This is a genomic window from Martelella lutilitoris (genome assembly GCF_005924265.1).
Taxonomy (GTDB): Bacteria; Pseudomonadota; Alphaproteobacteria; order Rhizobiales; family Rhizobiaceae; genus Martelella; species Martelella lutilitoris.
Map to the genome: position 1 here is coordinate 1 of NZ_VCLB01000005.1, position 15721 is coordinate 15721.

The following is a 15721-nucleotide window of genomic DNA, read 5'->3' on the forward strand; positions in this document are numbered from 1 at the left end:
TAGGAAAGCTCAAGCGCTTCAAACGGGTGGCTCTGCGCTGCGAGAAAACCAAACGCAACTTTTCAGCCATCGTGTCAATCGCTGCAGCATTCAACCTCATCAAATCCGTCCACACAGCCTAGGTGAGCGAATGCAATAACATCGCATGATCCGCAGTTTTTATCTGACTTACGTAAAGATCTCAAAGGTTTGAACCAACTGAGTGGAATTTTGTGTCGGACCGGCTTTCTGCCAGCTGAAATTAGCACCACGGCTTCTCCTGGCGGTTAGATATCCAGCGGTAACAAGATAGCGGGCCATCCACAGCCAGCAAAAAATCTGCGGCCGAACGTTCACAGTGTGTCGGCCTCATACCCAACACTGAAGCACTTCGAATGTCCGTTGTCCCGCTTTCGCGGTTGTGAATCTGCCGTGTCGGATGTTCAACATTGCGGACATTACGATCGCCTCAAGCGAGCCTCTGCTTTCAGATGGGCACCGTCAGCCGGGACTGGACGCCAGACGCAGACCACCGTTGCCAACCTTAAAGTGCGGGATCTTAATGGCTGCGGCTTCTATAATCGCCAGGGCCAACCCGCCATCCCAGTGATCCAGCATTGAGGTGCGTATATTTATTTCGCCAACTTTGACGGTACTTTATCGGAGCGTCAGATTCGACGTTTGCCATCGATGTCTCGTCGCGAGATGGCCGATAGGTGCCGATAGTTCACAAATTTTTGTCGACCCTGAAATTCGCCAAAAACATAATAAAAACAAAAGAATAACTTTTTGACGGCCTACGCCTCGGCGTTGAGCGCGAAAACAAAGGTTTTCCACAATAAAATTAATTTCTTGCGGTTGTAAAAATCTTAGAGTGGGTCGGCCGGGAGGCCAGCTGGCGGCCATATTTTTTTGGAGGTTTTGCGCGCCGCTGTTGTCATTTCCGATGTTAAGATCCTTCTCCACGTCGGCGCTCAACCCCTCCGCAGGTCGAGGCAGCCGTGTACGGGGCGGCGTATAAGGTTCAACAAATGTGGTTGAACGTCTCCCTAATCGGGCGTCGCTCTCTTCCATTAACGTTTAATAAATATAAAGTCATCTCTCGGTAGTATCGACGCAAATCAGCTCGGGGCAGTGAAAGTCGCAATAATATGGCATCGGCACAGCAATTGATCGGACTCGTCAAGAGTCACGCCGAAGGTGACGAAGAACGCTTCTTCGATCTCGCCATGCAGCTTGCTGCCGCCGAAGACCAGAAAGGGCATACAAGGCTTGCCGAGCAACTGCGGCAATGGGCGGAGGTCCGTCGAACGCCGCCCGAGCCTGCCGCGGCAAAGCCGACGCCGCTGGCGACACCACGCGGTGATCTCGCCGGTTTCCTTGATGCGAGCTATCCCTCTACACGGCTCAGTGATGTCATTTTGCCGTTCCATCTCGAGGACGAGCTCAGTCACATTGTCACCGAAACCCGCATGCGGGAGCGGTTGGAGGAAAAGGGGTTGCGGCCGCGCCGGCGGCTCCTGTTCGCCGGCCCGCCCGGGACCGGGAAGACCTTGAGTGCGGCGGCCTTGGCTGGTGAATTGAGGTTTCCTCTTTTTACCGTGCTGCTGCATGGGCTGATCACAAAATTCATGGGCGAGACCGCTCAGAAGCTACGCATGATTTTCGATGCGGTTCGCACGACGCGAGGCGTGTACCTGTTCGACGAGATCGACGCGCTTGCTGCAGCGCGGGGCTCTGAAAATGATATTGGAGAGGCGCGCCGCATCCTCAATTCGTTCCTGCAATTCCTCGACGAGGATACAGGTCCGTCGATCATCGTAGCTACTACCAATCTTCCGGAAATTCTGGATCGGGCAGTGCTGCGTCGCTTCGATCTGGTGTTGCCCTACGAAATGCCGAAGGGTGCAGCGATTGAAAAGGCATTGCGCCGCCGGTTGATCGGTTTCGATGCCAACAATGTCGATTGGGCGAATGTGGCGCACCATGCAGAGGGATTGTCGACCGCCGATGTTGTCGCCGCTGCGGAGGACGCCGCAAGACGAGCAGTATTGGCTAATCAGGAGAGCGTCGAGACAACATCACTCGTCGCGTCCTTGGATCGCCGCCGCTCACTGCATGGAATAGGGGGAATGGGCGGGGATGCCGAGGAATCGCAAACACTTCATTCTGCAAGGCTTAGGAAAAGCCCAGCTCTTCAAAGCCAAAGGCGGCGGATCGTCAAAAAGGCCAAGTGATGTCGCCAACCGCGCCGCCCATGCTCAGGCACTTCTCCAAGCGCTCGATCATCTCCCGAACCCAGCTGCCGAAAATCGGCCCGGCCTCTACCTTGACGTCGAGGGGCGGCCGGGAGAGGTGATGGTGACGTCCGGCCTCGATGCCAGTGGCCTGACACTCCTGAAGGTGCAGCCGGCAGCAGGTGAGCAGCAACCGGCACGCGCGACCGTGTTTGCCTCGGGAAACGGCATCGACAAACTTCGGCAGAAAGTCACCAACTTCGGCGAGAAGAACCGAACCAAGAAGGACGGAACGGGAGGTCGGCCCTACAACGCCGATCTTGTCCAGAGCATCGGAGCGATTGTCGAAGCGGGTTTGCGAGCGCTGTGGCGTAGCCCCAATCAGAAGTTTCCCGACGGCAATGATTCGCGGCCCTGGGAAATCTGGCTCGACAAGGAAGCCGCAGCCGGTTTCATTGCCGGCGCTCCCGACTACGGCGTTGCCTTCAGCGCCGATCGCCTAGAATTTCCAGAAGACATCGTCGTCATCGGCACGGCTACCAGCGATGCTCTGGCCTTGGCGGTGCGCCGGTTGGCAGGCGTTCGTGCGCTGGCGGCTCCTACCGTTACGGCGGACTATTTCGATGCGCTCGAAATCGAGGAGCAGGTTGAATGGGTGGATGACGTCGTCGGTAGGGCGACGTTCGACGGAGGCGGCGATCCCAATTACATCACCTTGCTCGACCGCGGCGTCAGCAGGGCGCATCCGCTGATCGCTCCTGCGCTGGCCGTCGGGGATCGCCATGCAGCAGAGCCAGCATGGGGGCTAGAAGATGCGGTTGGCCATGGTACTCAGCTCGCCGGCCTCGCTCTCTTCGGCGACCTCACCACGGCATTGCAGACGATGAATCCCATCCAGGTTCGGCACCGGCTGGAGTCGGCCAAGATCATTCCGGACGCCGGACACAATCCCCATCACCTTCTTGGCGCAGTAACTCGCAAAGGCATCAACGCCGCCGAGGCCACCGGGAACCGCCGGCGCACCTTTACGTTGGCAACGACCACAGAGGACGATACCCCGCACGATGGAGCGCCTACGTCATGGTCGAGCGAGGTCGACCAGCTGGCCTCCGGCGTGTCCGGCGACAAGAAGATCAAGCGCCTGGTCCTCGTGTCTGCCGGCAACACCAACCAGAACCAGTTCGACAACAACGATTACCTGTCGGTTTGCGATCTTCCCGACAACGAGGTGGAATCGCCCGCTCACGCTTGGAACGCGATCTGCGTCGGAGCCTATACCGAGAAGAATGTGCTCCCAGCCGGAGAGGTCGGTTTGCCGCTGGCGCCAGTTGGCGACCTTGCCCCATCCTCGCGGACGGCCAGTTGGTCATCGCACTGGCCGCTGAAGCCCGACGTCGTCTTCGAAGGCGGGAACTGGCTGGTGGACGGTGCTCCTCCACCGATGAAGCATCCAGCGCTTTCGCTTCTCACTACCGATCATCAGTACCCGCAGCGCGCCTTCACGACCACAGGCGAAACGAGCGGTGCCACTGCGCTGGCAGCACGGGCGGTGACAGAGATCTGGTCGGACTACCCCGACCTTTGGCCGGAAACCATTCGCGCCCTGTTCGTTTCCTCTGCTCGCTGGACTCCTCAGATGAGGAGCCACCTGCCGGCCAACCCCGCCAAAGGGGATTATGCGCCGTTGTTCAAGCGCTATGGCTATGGCGTTCCCGATCTTGATCGAGCGCGCCGAAGTGCTTCAAATGCCCTGACCCTCATCGTGCAGGATACAATCAGGCCGTACCGAAAGGCAGAAAAGCCATCGGCGCAGCATGTCCACAATGAGATGAAGGTGTTCCAGTTGCCGTGGCCGGTCGAGGAATTGAGGAAACTCGTTCAAAGCCCTGTGAAGCTGCGCGTTGCGCTCAGCACTTTTATCGACCCGAACCCGTCCGAGCCGGCGCGAGGTTCCAAATTCCGATATGCCTCGCACAAACTGCGCTTCAAGCTGAACCGGCCCAACGAGAACCAGGTCGCGTTCCTGGCCCGCATCAGCGATGTTGCCGAGCAGCTGGAAGGTCCGGCTGTCGAGGAAGACGACAACTGGACCTTTGGCCGCAATCGCCGCGATGTCGGATCACTGCACATCGATGAACTGGTCTGCCCGGCATCCGATCTGGCTCGCCGCAATCTGATCGCGGTACATCCTGTTGCAGGCTGGTGGAAGACCAAGACCGTTCCCGATCCGCAGGATCTCATTGCCCGCTTTTCGCTGATCGTCGAAATCGATGCCGGCGAGAGTAATGCTGAACTCTATGCCGAGGTCCAGGCAGCCATTGAGATCCTCAATGTCGTTGAGAACGTCGTGTGAGGCGTCGGCGGGCCGCACACGTCGCTCGCGGTGACGTCGCCGGCCATCATGTTCCCGCGCCGCGTCCTCCAGCGGTAAAGATCATGGTTATCCGCCCCATCGGACAACCCCGGTCCGTATGGAAGAAGGCCACATTTGACGGCTCGCTGAGGAAAATGGCTGGCCAAAACAAGAGATGTCGAAAGAAATGCAGATGCTGGATCATTCGAGCAAGAACAGTATGGTTGGATCACCGTCAGAGCATATCCGGGCTGAAACGCTTCGCCGTATCCAGCATTTTCTGTCGGATCCCGCATTGTCCGTCTATCCGGACCTGAAGGGCATGTGCGAGCGGGTCTCAGACAGCTATCGCGACCGCGTCATTATCGAACTCCTCCAGAATGCTCACGACGCCCATCCTAGCGCATCAAGCGATGGACGGATAAAGTTCATTCTGGACATGAGCGAGGGGCCGCACGGCACCCTGTACGTGGCCAATGATGGCGCCGGCTTCACGCGCGACAACTTCGATGCACTGTGCAGCCCCACTCGAACCACCAAGGACGTGAACGAGGCCATCGGAAACAAAGGAGTCGGCTTTCTCAGCGTCTTCCAAGTGTGCGCCCATCCGGAAATCTTCTCAAGACTGACCCCTGAATCACGCTATTTTGATGGTTTCTGCTTTCAGTTCGCGGATGATCCCACGCTCACACGGTTCCTTGAGGCCCAGCAGCTTGGCGACACCGCCGCGCTCGTCATCGCGAGCATGCCGCGCGTGTACCTCGGGTGCCCCGCCAATGCCTCGAACGTTACGGTCGAGGAGCTGGCGAAAGACGGCTATGCTACCGTCGTGCGGCTGCCTTTGAAAAGCGCTGAAGCCGCGGAATCCGTTGCCGCGCAGCTCGGCAGTCTTGCGGAGGAAAGTCCTCCAGTTCAGCTCTTTCTCACGCGCGTCACGACGTTGTCGGTCGAACGACGCGGCTGCGATCCCGTGTTCAACACGCTGACACGGACGTCACAGGTTATCCACGACGAGCATGATCTCCGCCTCATGATCGTCTCCTGCGGGAATCGAAGCTATACGGTAGTTGAACGAACCGTTCCATACGCTGCGGTCATCGACGTCATACAGCGAGATGTCATGGCCGAGAAGATGCCTGAAGCTTGGCTAAACTGGACCGGTGACGCGGTCGTCTCGGTGGCCGTTGCTGTCGACGGACCTCCATTGGACGGGCGGCTCTATAATTTTCTCCCCATGGGGGCCGATGTGGGCGGTCCCTTCCCCGGATATCTCGACGCGCCGTTCCTCGCCAGCCTCAACCGGCTGACACTCCAGAGCGGCGTCGAGCTGAATCACATGTTTCTTGCCGTCGCTCGAGACGCAGCCCTCGCCGGGGCGCGACTTGCGAAGGTGAAACTTGCGCACGAACAAGCGCGGCAGGTCGTGCTGGATCTCCTGATGTGGAATGGATCGGAACGAGACGAGATCCGCAAGAAAATATTCGCGTCTCGTGATGCGCTTTTACCTTCGGTACCTGGCACTCGGGCACCAGAAGGTTGGGCATCTTTCGCTGATGCGAAGGCATGGCCCACCGACCAGTTCATCACTCCTGCCTTGGCGGCGAGAACGTCGCCATTTCCCCTGCTGGACCCTTCCATCGACTTGGGTCGACTTAGGTTGCTCGAGCAATTCTTGGCTGGGAAACGACTGCTTAGCTGCACAAACGAGGAACGGGCGGAAGTCGTGGAGGGAGTCGCGTCTGATCTTGCGAAGCGGAAGGCGTCGATCGAGCGGTGGAACCGGTTCTACGCCTCCGTCCGGGTGCTCTTCAAGGATGCAGGTGAGGCGTTGCATGGCCGTAAATTGCTGCTTACCGCGCGGCGCGAGCTCGACCTCACGGATGCACCAGTGCTCGCCCGCGGCAAGCGGCGCCGTCTGAGCGCGGTCTTCCTGCCGCCCTTGCGCAATGTCGACAGTGCCGAGGCCTTGAAGAGCCTGCCCCGAAATGTGCAACGCCGCATCGCCTATTTGCATCCAGACCTGGAGCTTTCCCGAGACGGAACCAGCTTGGCGCGCCGGTTCTTCGTGGGCAATGGGCTCTTGCGCGAGTATGAAAGTCGCGAAATTCTTCGATTGTTGGCGAATGCAATTTCGGTGCCCGGGGAGACGCAGGATCCCGATGGTCTGCGGTGGCAGGCCCTCACCGCAATGATGCGGATCGTGATCGGGGAGGATACCGCGGACGCCATCGTGGCCGAGCTCAACGTGCATGTTCCGACGCGCCAAGGATGGTCGCGTGCAAATATTGCCTATCTCGGCGACAGTTGGGCACGAAAGGGCGGCGGCGGGCTCGAGCGGCTCTTCGAGCGGGCAGCCGGCATTTCTACCGAGCTGGATAACCATGCAGAACGGGCCCTTCGCCGCTATGCCGATTGGCCGGTCGCATCGGGAGACCGGGAGAACTGGGAAGCATTCCTGCGCAAGGCTGGCGTGTCCGACACGCTTCGGCCGATTCCAGCACTGCCAGGAAGTGCCCCACGCGCATGGCCGAACGCGCTGGCCTCGACGCTGGCTGTTCGTGCGGGACTGCCCAAAGATCAGACCGATTGCTGGAAAGCTCTGATGGGGCCGGGGAACAACTTGGCCAATCCGCAGACGATCTACACCGCGAGCGGCGCGATGCGCGCTCCAGGACAACTGGATTTTGACGCCCTGGCCCCGGTCGCTGGTCCGGACTATGCGAGGGAGATCATTCGCATGATCGAGCGGTCACCGGAAGTGCTCCGTATGACCGTGTTCAAACCAGATCATCCGCACGCACCAGATCGCAGGCAATGGCCGTCGCCGCTGGCTGCCTTTGTCCGAGGCGTGGCATGGGTCCCTCTGTCGCAGGGGAGCCTTGAGCGGCTGCAAGCGGCATGGTTGCCCGGCACCGAGACAAGAACGCCGCCGCCGTTCTTGCCAATTGTCTCACCCGACCTTCGCGATGTCTTGTCCCGGTCTGAACTCGCGGCCGCCGAGCTTCGAGGCGCCGGACTGTCGGAATATGGCAATCGTACCTCCGCATGGCGTTTTCTATCCATGGCTGGTGATCTCGTCGACCGCGCCACTCATCAGGTCGACAAGGAGCGAATCTATTCCGCTAGTCAGGACGCTTGGCAGCAGGCGGACCTCCAGCAACTTCCACCTCCACAGCTTCGATTGCTGGGGCGTGTAAACGGCGAAGTGACAGTTGCATCGCCTGATCTCCCCGACGCGCCAGCTGTTGTCGTTTCAGATGGAGATGACCGACAGCTCTTTGCCGCGACGGCACAATCGGGCGCCGGAACACTCGTTATCGAGCCGCCACCGAATCGCGCTGGCGAGGTGGGCGCCTATTTGGCGACGCGCTTTCCAGATAGGGTCCGTCGGGCCTCGGCGATCCAGGCAAGCTTCGAGTCTGGCGGCGAACCAATCCGCTTCAACTCTGGCGAACCCTTGATCGAAGACATGCTGGGAGATGTGATCCGAGAGATCGTTGTTCTCACGCAGCGTTATCGCAACAGCCTTTATCGAGGACCGATCGAACAGGTTCTCGAACGACTTTCTCAACTGCGAATCCGCTTCCTGGACGACCTTTCGATCCGGGCAGGGACGGTTGTGGACCCCGTCCCGATGTTCGCCACACGCGCCGTGCTTCACAAAGACGATTACGGGCAGACGGTGCTTTGTCATAGCGAGCTCAAAGAAAGCGGCCGGCTGCTTGTCGCGATCGCCGAGCCCCTCGGAGAGGCGCTCGGTAGTCGCCGCTTCATTGGCGAGCCTATTCTCGCCTTCGCTGCGCAGTTGGGACCAGATGCGCTCGCCTCAAACCATGAGGACTATGCTGCGATCCTGAATATGCCGGTCGAGGTGGTCGGCCGTGTCCTCGGTGCTTCTCGCGCGTCGATCGGCAATCTGCTCAGGACGCTACGGCCATTCGTCGCGCTGTTTGCCGGGCAGGACGCTGCTGCCGATTTTGTAACCGGTCGTGGACTCCACAGCGAAGACGATGTGAGAGCCTCCCTTGTGGCACTGGCGCACCTGTTACCGGTGGAGCCAGACAGCTTGGTCAAGCGATGCCGTGAGGCGGGGGAGATTGAACCCGTTGCGATCGCGCTTGGGGTGGATCTCGCCCGGCTCAACGCGGCGCTAGAAAGCCTAGGACCGCCCTACACACGGCTCGATCTCACGGATCGGCATCAAGCGACGCTGTCGGCTTTCTTGACGCGAAAAGACAGGTTCATCCGTGAAAGCGTGCGCGCGTCGTTCAGAGTGATGTTCGCTTCCGGCGCCGACCTCAGCAAGTATGTGCAAACCCGCGACGCGGCGCTTCCGACCCTTCCTGAGGACTTCGGTCGGACAGCTATCAGTCTCGACCAAGATGTGATGCAGGGCTGGCTCGATCGCTGGATGGCAGTAAACGGTGTCGTTTCGGTCGCCGACCTCCCCGAGGGCCGCGAAGCGATAGATGCTGTTCGCGACCACAATCAGCGCCAGCTCCGGTCTTGGGCTTCGCGCCTTCGCGAGGCCGTGCTGATCCGGTTAGAACAGGAGAGCCCGCTGCGCCAGCAATGGCTTTCACTCGCCGAGGTCGAAGGCAATCTTGTTAAGGCTGCCTCGTCGGGAGGGTGGATGGACTTTGACAGGCTGACAGAAGGTGCCGCTCTTGGTTGGATGTCGCGCAGCGGAATGTGGCCGAAGGATTGGCCGCTATCGCTCGATGCCATTGGCTTATCTGAGGCGGAACGCTCCAAATTCGCACGTGACGAACAGGCGGCCCGCAAGGCAGCGGCAACACGCCGCCGAACTATCGAGCACAGTGGTGGTGTCTTCACAATTGGTGCCGATACGCTCAGCATGCTCGTAAACCAAATCGCGAGCGGGGTTGCGCGGAACGCGGCACTCTTAGCGACGTCAACGCGCACGGTGCGCGGCACCCCAATCGCCATCCGGACGTCGAGAGGTGGCGGCGGGGGTGGTGTTGGCGGCGGCGGGGGTGGAGCGCCGAGGCTTTCCGACGACGAACGCGAAGTCATTGGGTTCTTCGGCGAAGCCATCGCCTTCAACTGGCTGAAGCAGCGCTTTGGCGCCAAACGCGTCGTCGACGAAAGTGCTTGGAAATCGGGCTATCGGCAGCACATCTGCGGAGAAAAGGGTAATGACGGACTGGGGTACGACTTCGAAGTGGCCAATGGTGGAACACGTTGGTTTTTCGAGGTTAAAGCAACGAAGTTGGTCGAGCCCCAAGCTAGGCAGACTATAGAACTTGGTTCGAGCGAAATCGCGCATGCCGAGTCATGCAAGGCGGACAAGCGGTTTCGATATCGCATTCTTTACGTCATGAATGCGCTGCAGCCCGAACGAGCATCGATATTTCCACTGCCTAACCCCCGCAGTCGGGCCGGTCTTGCCTTTTTTGCCGAGCAGCAAAGCACCGGCGTGCGATTGCTCTTTCCCCTGGCGCGCTAGTGACGGACAGCCCCTTCTAAGCGTCCTTTGTGATCGCGTCTCACGGGCATTGGCGAGTATAAGCTCGCAAGTTTTGGCACCTTCAGCAAAATCAGGAATATCGGAAACGAGCTGACCTAACCGGCTGCCGGTCGCAAGATACCGACCGAGATTGAACAATCTACCGGTCACCCTCTCAACCTCTGTCGTCCATGCAATGTGCTCGGTTCGAACCGGCCATCCCGGCGATCCAGGATCGAGGTGGGTATATTGATTTTGCCGGTTTTGACGGTACTTTATCGGGGCGCTAGATTCGACGTTTGTCGTCTACGTCTCAACGCGAAACGGCCGATAGTTCACAGAATTTTTCTGTCGTGAAATTCCAAAAAAATATAGCAAAATCAAGAGGCTAACTTTTTGACGGGTCTGGTCACGGCGCGGGGAGCCGAAAAGGAAATTTTCTGTAAGAAAATCAATTCCTTAGGACATGAAAAATATTAGAGTGGGAATGGTTCAGGCCCATCCGAACGCTGCTGATTGCGCACTGAGACGCGGCTTAACATACTGTAAACAAAAATAAATTCCTTCAATGCCTATCGATATCTATCGGTGGGCATAGATCGCGTTTGGTAGCCTCGCTGACGGGCCTCGCCCCCCATTGATCAACCGGATATCCGATCAGATTGGCTCGCTCTTCCTCGAAGACGTCCCAGACCGTGCGCTGTGGCTGTTCGACCTGTTTGTGGGCAGGGGCGCAACTGATGCGTTTTTCCAGCAGCCACCGCCGCGCAGAACCTTCCGAACCACTTTACGCGAAATACCCAATTCCCGGCAGCTCGCTTTGTTCGGCATGCCTTTCATCAGCGCAAGCCGGCGTATCTTTGCAATTGTTTCCACAACAAGCATCCAAATACAAAGCCTCCAAGATAAACCGGAGGTTGTTGTAACCCCTGTGCCAGAAGGGTTCCTGTTGGAAGCCGATCACCCCTCTAACGGGGTCCTTAGTCCACGCCTAAACACATCCAATTGGTCGACATCCCATGAAACGGACAAAGCTAAGCCGGGGAGCCCATTTCTTCAAACTGCGGCAATCCGTCCACACCGCCCAGCGCTTAAGAGAGATCAGAAGTATCGAAGGGCTTGGCAAGCGCTGGCCCCATGAAGCCTTTTGGTCGATAGCGCCCGATCAGTGCCTAAGTCGATCTTTGATCGGTACATCTTTACGGCTTGTCTTATGCTCTTTCCGGCTTCTGTCGGAAGCAAAAACCTGAGGACATCCGGTGCGCGATTTGTCCTGTTTGCCTTAGTGCGCGTTGAATACGGGTTTACGTTTTTCCGTGAAAGCCGCTGCAGCTTCCCGGTGGTTGGCACTCGCTGCGCAATGGATGTGATTCCGGGCTTCGAGATCGAGACACTCTGCGAGCGTGGAGCCCGCTTCCGCTTTCGCGATATTTTCCTTCATTCGCCCAAGCGCGTCTGTTGGGCCTTTTGCGAGTGTGGCGGCGAACTGCCGTGCTGCGCCCTGCAGGTCTGCGGCGGGCAGGGCCCGTGTCGCCAAGCCGATTCGAGCGGCTTCGGCACCGGTGAGAATTGGCGAGGTGAGGTAGAGTTCGCGCGCCTTCGCACCTCCGAGTAGCTGCGTCAAAAACCAGGAACCGCCGAAATCTCCCGAGAGCGCGATCTTGGCGAATGCCGTCGTGATCTTCGCGTCTTCGGCGCAAAGCCGCAGGTCGCAGGCGAGGGCCAAGGACAATCCGGCGCCGGCGCAAGATCCCTCAATGGCAGCGATGGTCGGTTTCGGCATGTCGTGGAGTTGGCGTACGGTGTCCATGCGTTCGCGAAGACCGGCCAGGCGTTCTTTCGCTGCGCTCGCCTCGGAACTGGCCATTTCGGCCACATCGCCGCCGACACAGAAATGACCCTGTGTGCCGGTGAGAAGAACGGCACGAACCGAAGGGTCGTTCGCGGCAGCCTCCGTCGCGTCCCGCAACGCCCGCGCGAGAGTTAGATTGAGTGCGTTACGCTTTTCGGGGCGGCTAAGCGTGAGGATCAACAGGCCATCCGCAAGCTCGGATTTCAAAACCTCGGGCATGCTTGCTTTCCTTTTTGCTCGACGCTTTCGGGTAGACGTGACTCAGGTTGCACTAGTCGGAACTGACAAATGTCAGGATGTCGTTTCACCGCGTATTGGTCAAGGAATTTCGGCTGTCCTGCCGGCGTCCGCGCAGGTGCTTCGATTGCCAGCCCGTTCGGTCTTGGCTAGGGTTGCGCATCAGAGTTGATGGTTGGAGTGGAGCCTTTTGTCCATAAGTCAGGAAAAGAAGAACCGAATAGGCGCGATCCGCGAAAAGCTGCTGGAAGAGGCGGAGATACACAGCGTTCAGAACCAGACGCTGGTGCAGAAACGGCGTGAACAGATTTGCGATGCTGCGCTTGATCTCTTTCTGGAGAAAGGCTTCGCCTCGACGACGATCCGCGATATCTGCGGGCGTTCCAGGGTTAACCAGGCAAGCATATACGACTACATCGCTAACAAGAACGATATCCTGCGCCGGCTTATGAACCAGGTCTGGTTCCGCCAGGACGTCCCGACACTGGCGGAACTGCTGGGTGATCCGGATCTGACGCTGGAGGATGCCTTCGCCCGCTATTTTCGCGACACATTGCAGCTTCGGCGCAAGGGCACGGTGCTGATTTACCGGTCTGTACCGCACATGCTCGATGACGACCGCCGGCTTATGCACGCGCGTGAAATCGCGTTGATCAAAGACGTGGCCGACGAATTGCGGACGCGCACGGCCCACCCCGTGGATGAGCGGAGACTGGAGGTCCTCGCCAACCTGCTGATTTTCCTTGCCGGTTTCGGGCCGTTGCGTGACTGGCTCAACAAGGACGCATCGCAAGAGACGATTGTGGACGTTGCAGCGGCCGGAGCAGCGGCAATGGTTCGGGCCGTGACCGGCTAGGCTAAAGGGGCAACGCCTGACGCCTGGCGAGGCATTTTCCCGGGTTGTGACGTGCCGTCACAAGGAGGTGCTTTACATCGAGCGGGCGATCCGGGCGCCTGCTTCAGCGACGCGTCTGGCACGAGTGCCGTCCTTTTCCGGGTCGGCGCTGGCGCTGCTGGCGGTTCCACGCGCTGCACGCGCTGCCACGCCCTGGCTGATCGCTGCTGAACGGAAGCAGGAAAAGGCAAGAAAGACCGGCCAGTCCGGGATATCGTCGCGCCCCGTCGCCGTGCGGTAGCGCGCGAGGATGTCTTTCTCCGGCGGCAAGCCGGCGGCCAGCAGGTCCTGAACGCCGGGCAGATCCAGGGGCAAGCGGTAATGCAGGCACAGATAGGCCAGGTCGGCCAACGGGTGGCCGATGGTGGAGAGTTCCCAGTCGAGTACGCCGATCACCCGCGGTTCGCGGGGGTGGACCACGACGTTGCCTAGCCGGTAATCGCCATGGACGATGGTGCTCTCGTCGGACACCTGGCTGTGCTTGAGCAGCCAGTCTCTCAGCCAATCCATCTGGCTGTAGTCGAAGTTCTTCGGCAGGTCGGATTTGGCAGCTTCGTACTGGGCCGACCATCGTGCCGTCTGCCGCGCCAGATAACCTTCCGGCCGGCCGAAACCTTCCAGTCCTGCTGTACGCCAGTCCACCTTGTGCAACGCCGCCAGCGTGTCGACGAGAGACCAGGCCAGTTCGACGCGCTCGGTTCTCGGCAACGGGTCCATCGCCACCGAACGGATGATCCGTCCCTCCATGTGCTCCATCACGAAGAATTCCGCCCCGATCACGCCAGGATCGTCGCAATAGGCGATCATCCGCGGCACCGGCACGCCGCTGTCCTCCAGCGCGCGCATGACCCGGTATTCCCGGTCAATGGCATGAGCCTTGGGGAGCAACTTGCCCGGGGGCTTCTTGCGCAGCACGTAACGCCGCCCTGACGGGAGGGTTAGAAGGAAGGTCGGGTTCGACATTCCTCCTTGATATTGCTCGACCCTCAGACCGTCCCGGGTGTCCGGAAGGCTGTCCGAAAGCCAGCGCGCCAGCGCTGCCTCGTCGAAGCGATGATTGGGCAGCGGCGGAATCGTCACTGCCGAGGAATTGGCGTTTCGGGTGCTCATCGGCGTCGCTTTCCGCTGTAGGGCGGCCTTTCGTCGTGTTTCCTGACAAATGTCAGGATTACCACTTAGCGACTTCCGCTCATCGGGTCAATTACCGTTATCGCGTCGCGGGAAGCGTCCGGCTTGGCTTGCCGGCAGGGGTTGACGGGCGGGTGGAAGTCACCTATCAGTCGATCCTGACAAATGTCAGGAAACTTTATCGGCTAACAATTTTCATCGTCGTCAGCACCGTTGATGGCGATGGCGACCGCAGCTTTGCGACGAGAAGGAATGTTCGATGAGCGACGTCTCCGTCCCGGAGGTCGAGGCCTATATCGCCGAGGCAACGCGTTCTGCCTGGGAGGTTCCCGGCGTGTTGCGCGACACGCCGCGGCGTCCGGTGGCTGGGGTCGGCATCATCGGCGCCGGCACCATGGGGGGCGGGATCGCGATGAACTTCGCGGCCGCCGGCATTCCGGTGACGCTTGTGGAAACCAGCCAGGACGCGCTCGATCGCGGATTCGGCAGAATCCGGGCCAACTATCAGCGAAGCGCCGACAAGGGCCGCTTCTCGCACGAAGAAGTTGAAGCCCGCATAGCGAGGCTCTCCGGCACTCTCGATTTTAATGCGCTCGCGGGAAACGATCTGGTCATTGAGGCCGTCTTCGAGGACATGCGTGTGAAGAAGGATATCTTCGCCCGGCTCGAGACCCTGATGCAGCCCGGCGCGATCTTAGCGACCAATACGTCCGCGCTGGATATTGACGAGATCGCCGCCGTCACGGCGCGACCCGGTGATGTGATTGGGCTGCACTTCTTCTCTCCAGCCAACGTGATGAAGCTCGTCGAGGTGGTGCGGGGCGAACGGACGTCTGATGATGTCGTGGTCACGACGATGGAGCTGGCGCGGCGGATCGGCAAGGTCGCCGTGCTGGTCGGTGTCTGTCCCGGTTTTGTAGGGAACCGGATACTGCGCCGTCGTCAGGAACAGGCGAACCGGCTGCTTGCGGCAGGCGTCATGCCTTGGACGATCGACACGGCGATCACCGGTTTCGGTTTTCGCATGGGTCCCTTTCAGATGACCGATCTGGCCGGCCTGGATATCGGCTGGTCGAGGGGCGGGAGCACGGGCAATCCGGTGCGTGACGCGCTTTGCGAGATGGGACGGCGGGGTCAGAAGACCAATGCCGGGTTCTACGACTACGACGAGGATCGCCGGCCCGCCCCCTCCGAAGTGACTGAGCGTTTGGTTCGGGAGTTTTCCGGCGGACAGGCTGCGGCGATGGGTGATGACGAGATCGTCGAAACCTGCATCTTTCCGATGATCAACGAGGCGGTGAAGGTCCTCGAGGATAACAAGGCACAGCGCGCCTCGGATATCGATGTGATTTGGCTCAACGGCTATGGCTGGCCGCGAGAAAAAGGCGGGCTTATGTATTTCGCCGATATGGTCGGGGCGCCGGCAGTGCTGGCGCGCATGGAACGGCTCGGCGCGGAAGATCCCTCCTGTACGCCGGCAAGGGCGCTGCGGACGCTGGCGGCCGGAGGGGGGCGCTTCACCGAACTCGATTTCGGCGGTCTCAAGACCGGGCGCGAACGATAGGAGCGA

The 15721-nt window shown here is 59.6% G+C and carries 7 protein-coding genes; 5 read left to right on the forward strand and 2 right to left on the reverse strand.

Translation table 11 applies throughout. The features are described 5' to 3' along the window. Positions 1-1130 precede the first annotated feature (1130 nt). The 3 genes from FF124_RS09190 to FF124_RS09200 all read left to right on the forward strand — a co-directional run bounded on the left by FF124_RS09190 (position 1131) and on the right by FF124_RS09200 (position 10039). Positions 1131-2216 (forward strand): AAA family ATPase, encoded by a 1086-nt coding sequence (locus FF124_RS09190; RefSeq protein WP_138748211.1) that lies wholly within the window; start codon positions 1131-1133, stop codon positions 2214-2216. Next, positions 2122-4569, forward strand: coding sequence for a S8 family peptidase (locus tag FF124_RS09195; protein WP_246072341.1), 2448 nt, complete (start codon positions 2122-2124; stop codon positions 4567-4569). Before FF124_RS09190 ends, FF124_RS09195 begins: the two co-directional genes overlap by 95 nt. A gap of 193 nt (positions 4570-4762) precedes the next feature. Then, entirely contained in the window at positions 4763-10039 is a 5277-nt protein-coding gene (locus FF124_RS09200; protein ID WP_187326884.1) for a sacsin N-terminal ATP-binding-like domain-containing protein, read from the forward strand. 1282 nt (positions 10040-11321) lie between these two features. Here FF124_RS09200 and FF124_RS09210 read toward each other — a convergent pair. Further along, on the reverse strand, positions 11322-12110 hold the full coding sequence (locus FF124_RS09210; RefSeq protein WP_138748214.1) for an enoyl-CoA hydratase: 789 nt from the start codon (positions 12108-12110) through the stop codon (positions 11322-11324). Positions 12111-12303: 193 nt separating this feature from the next. Here FF124_RS09210 and FF124_RS09215 point away from each other — a divergent pair, with 193 nt between their 5' ends. Then, complete coding sequence (locus tag FF124_RS09215) at positions 12304-12984, forward strand: TetR/AcrR family transcriptional regulator (protein WP_138748215.1); 681 nt, start codon at positions 12304-12306, stop codon at positions 12982-12984. 72 nt (positions 12985-13056) lie between these two features. On the opposite strand, the gene FF124_RS09220 is transcribed toward FF124_RS09215, so the two are convergent. Next, complete coding sequence (locus FF124_RS09220) at positions 13057-14133, reverse strand: phosphotransferase family protein (RefSeq protein WP_138748216.1); 1077 nt, start codon at positions 14131-14133, stop codon at positions 13057-13059. Between the two features lie 352 nt (positions 14134-14485). Between FF124_RS09220 and FF124_RS09225 the strand changes: the two genes are divergently transcribed. Beyond that, positions 14486-15715, forward strand: coding sequence for a 3-hydroxyacyl-CoA dehydrogenase (locus FF124_RS09225; protein ID WP_246072343.1), 1230 nt, complete (start codon positions 14486-14488; stop codon positions 15713-15715). Positions 15716-15721: the final 6 nt, after the last annotated feature.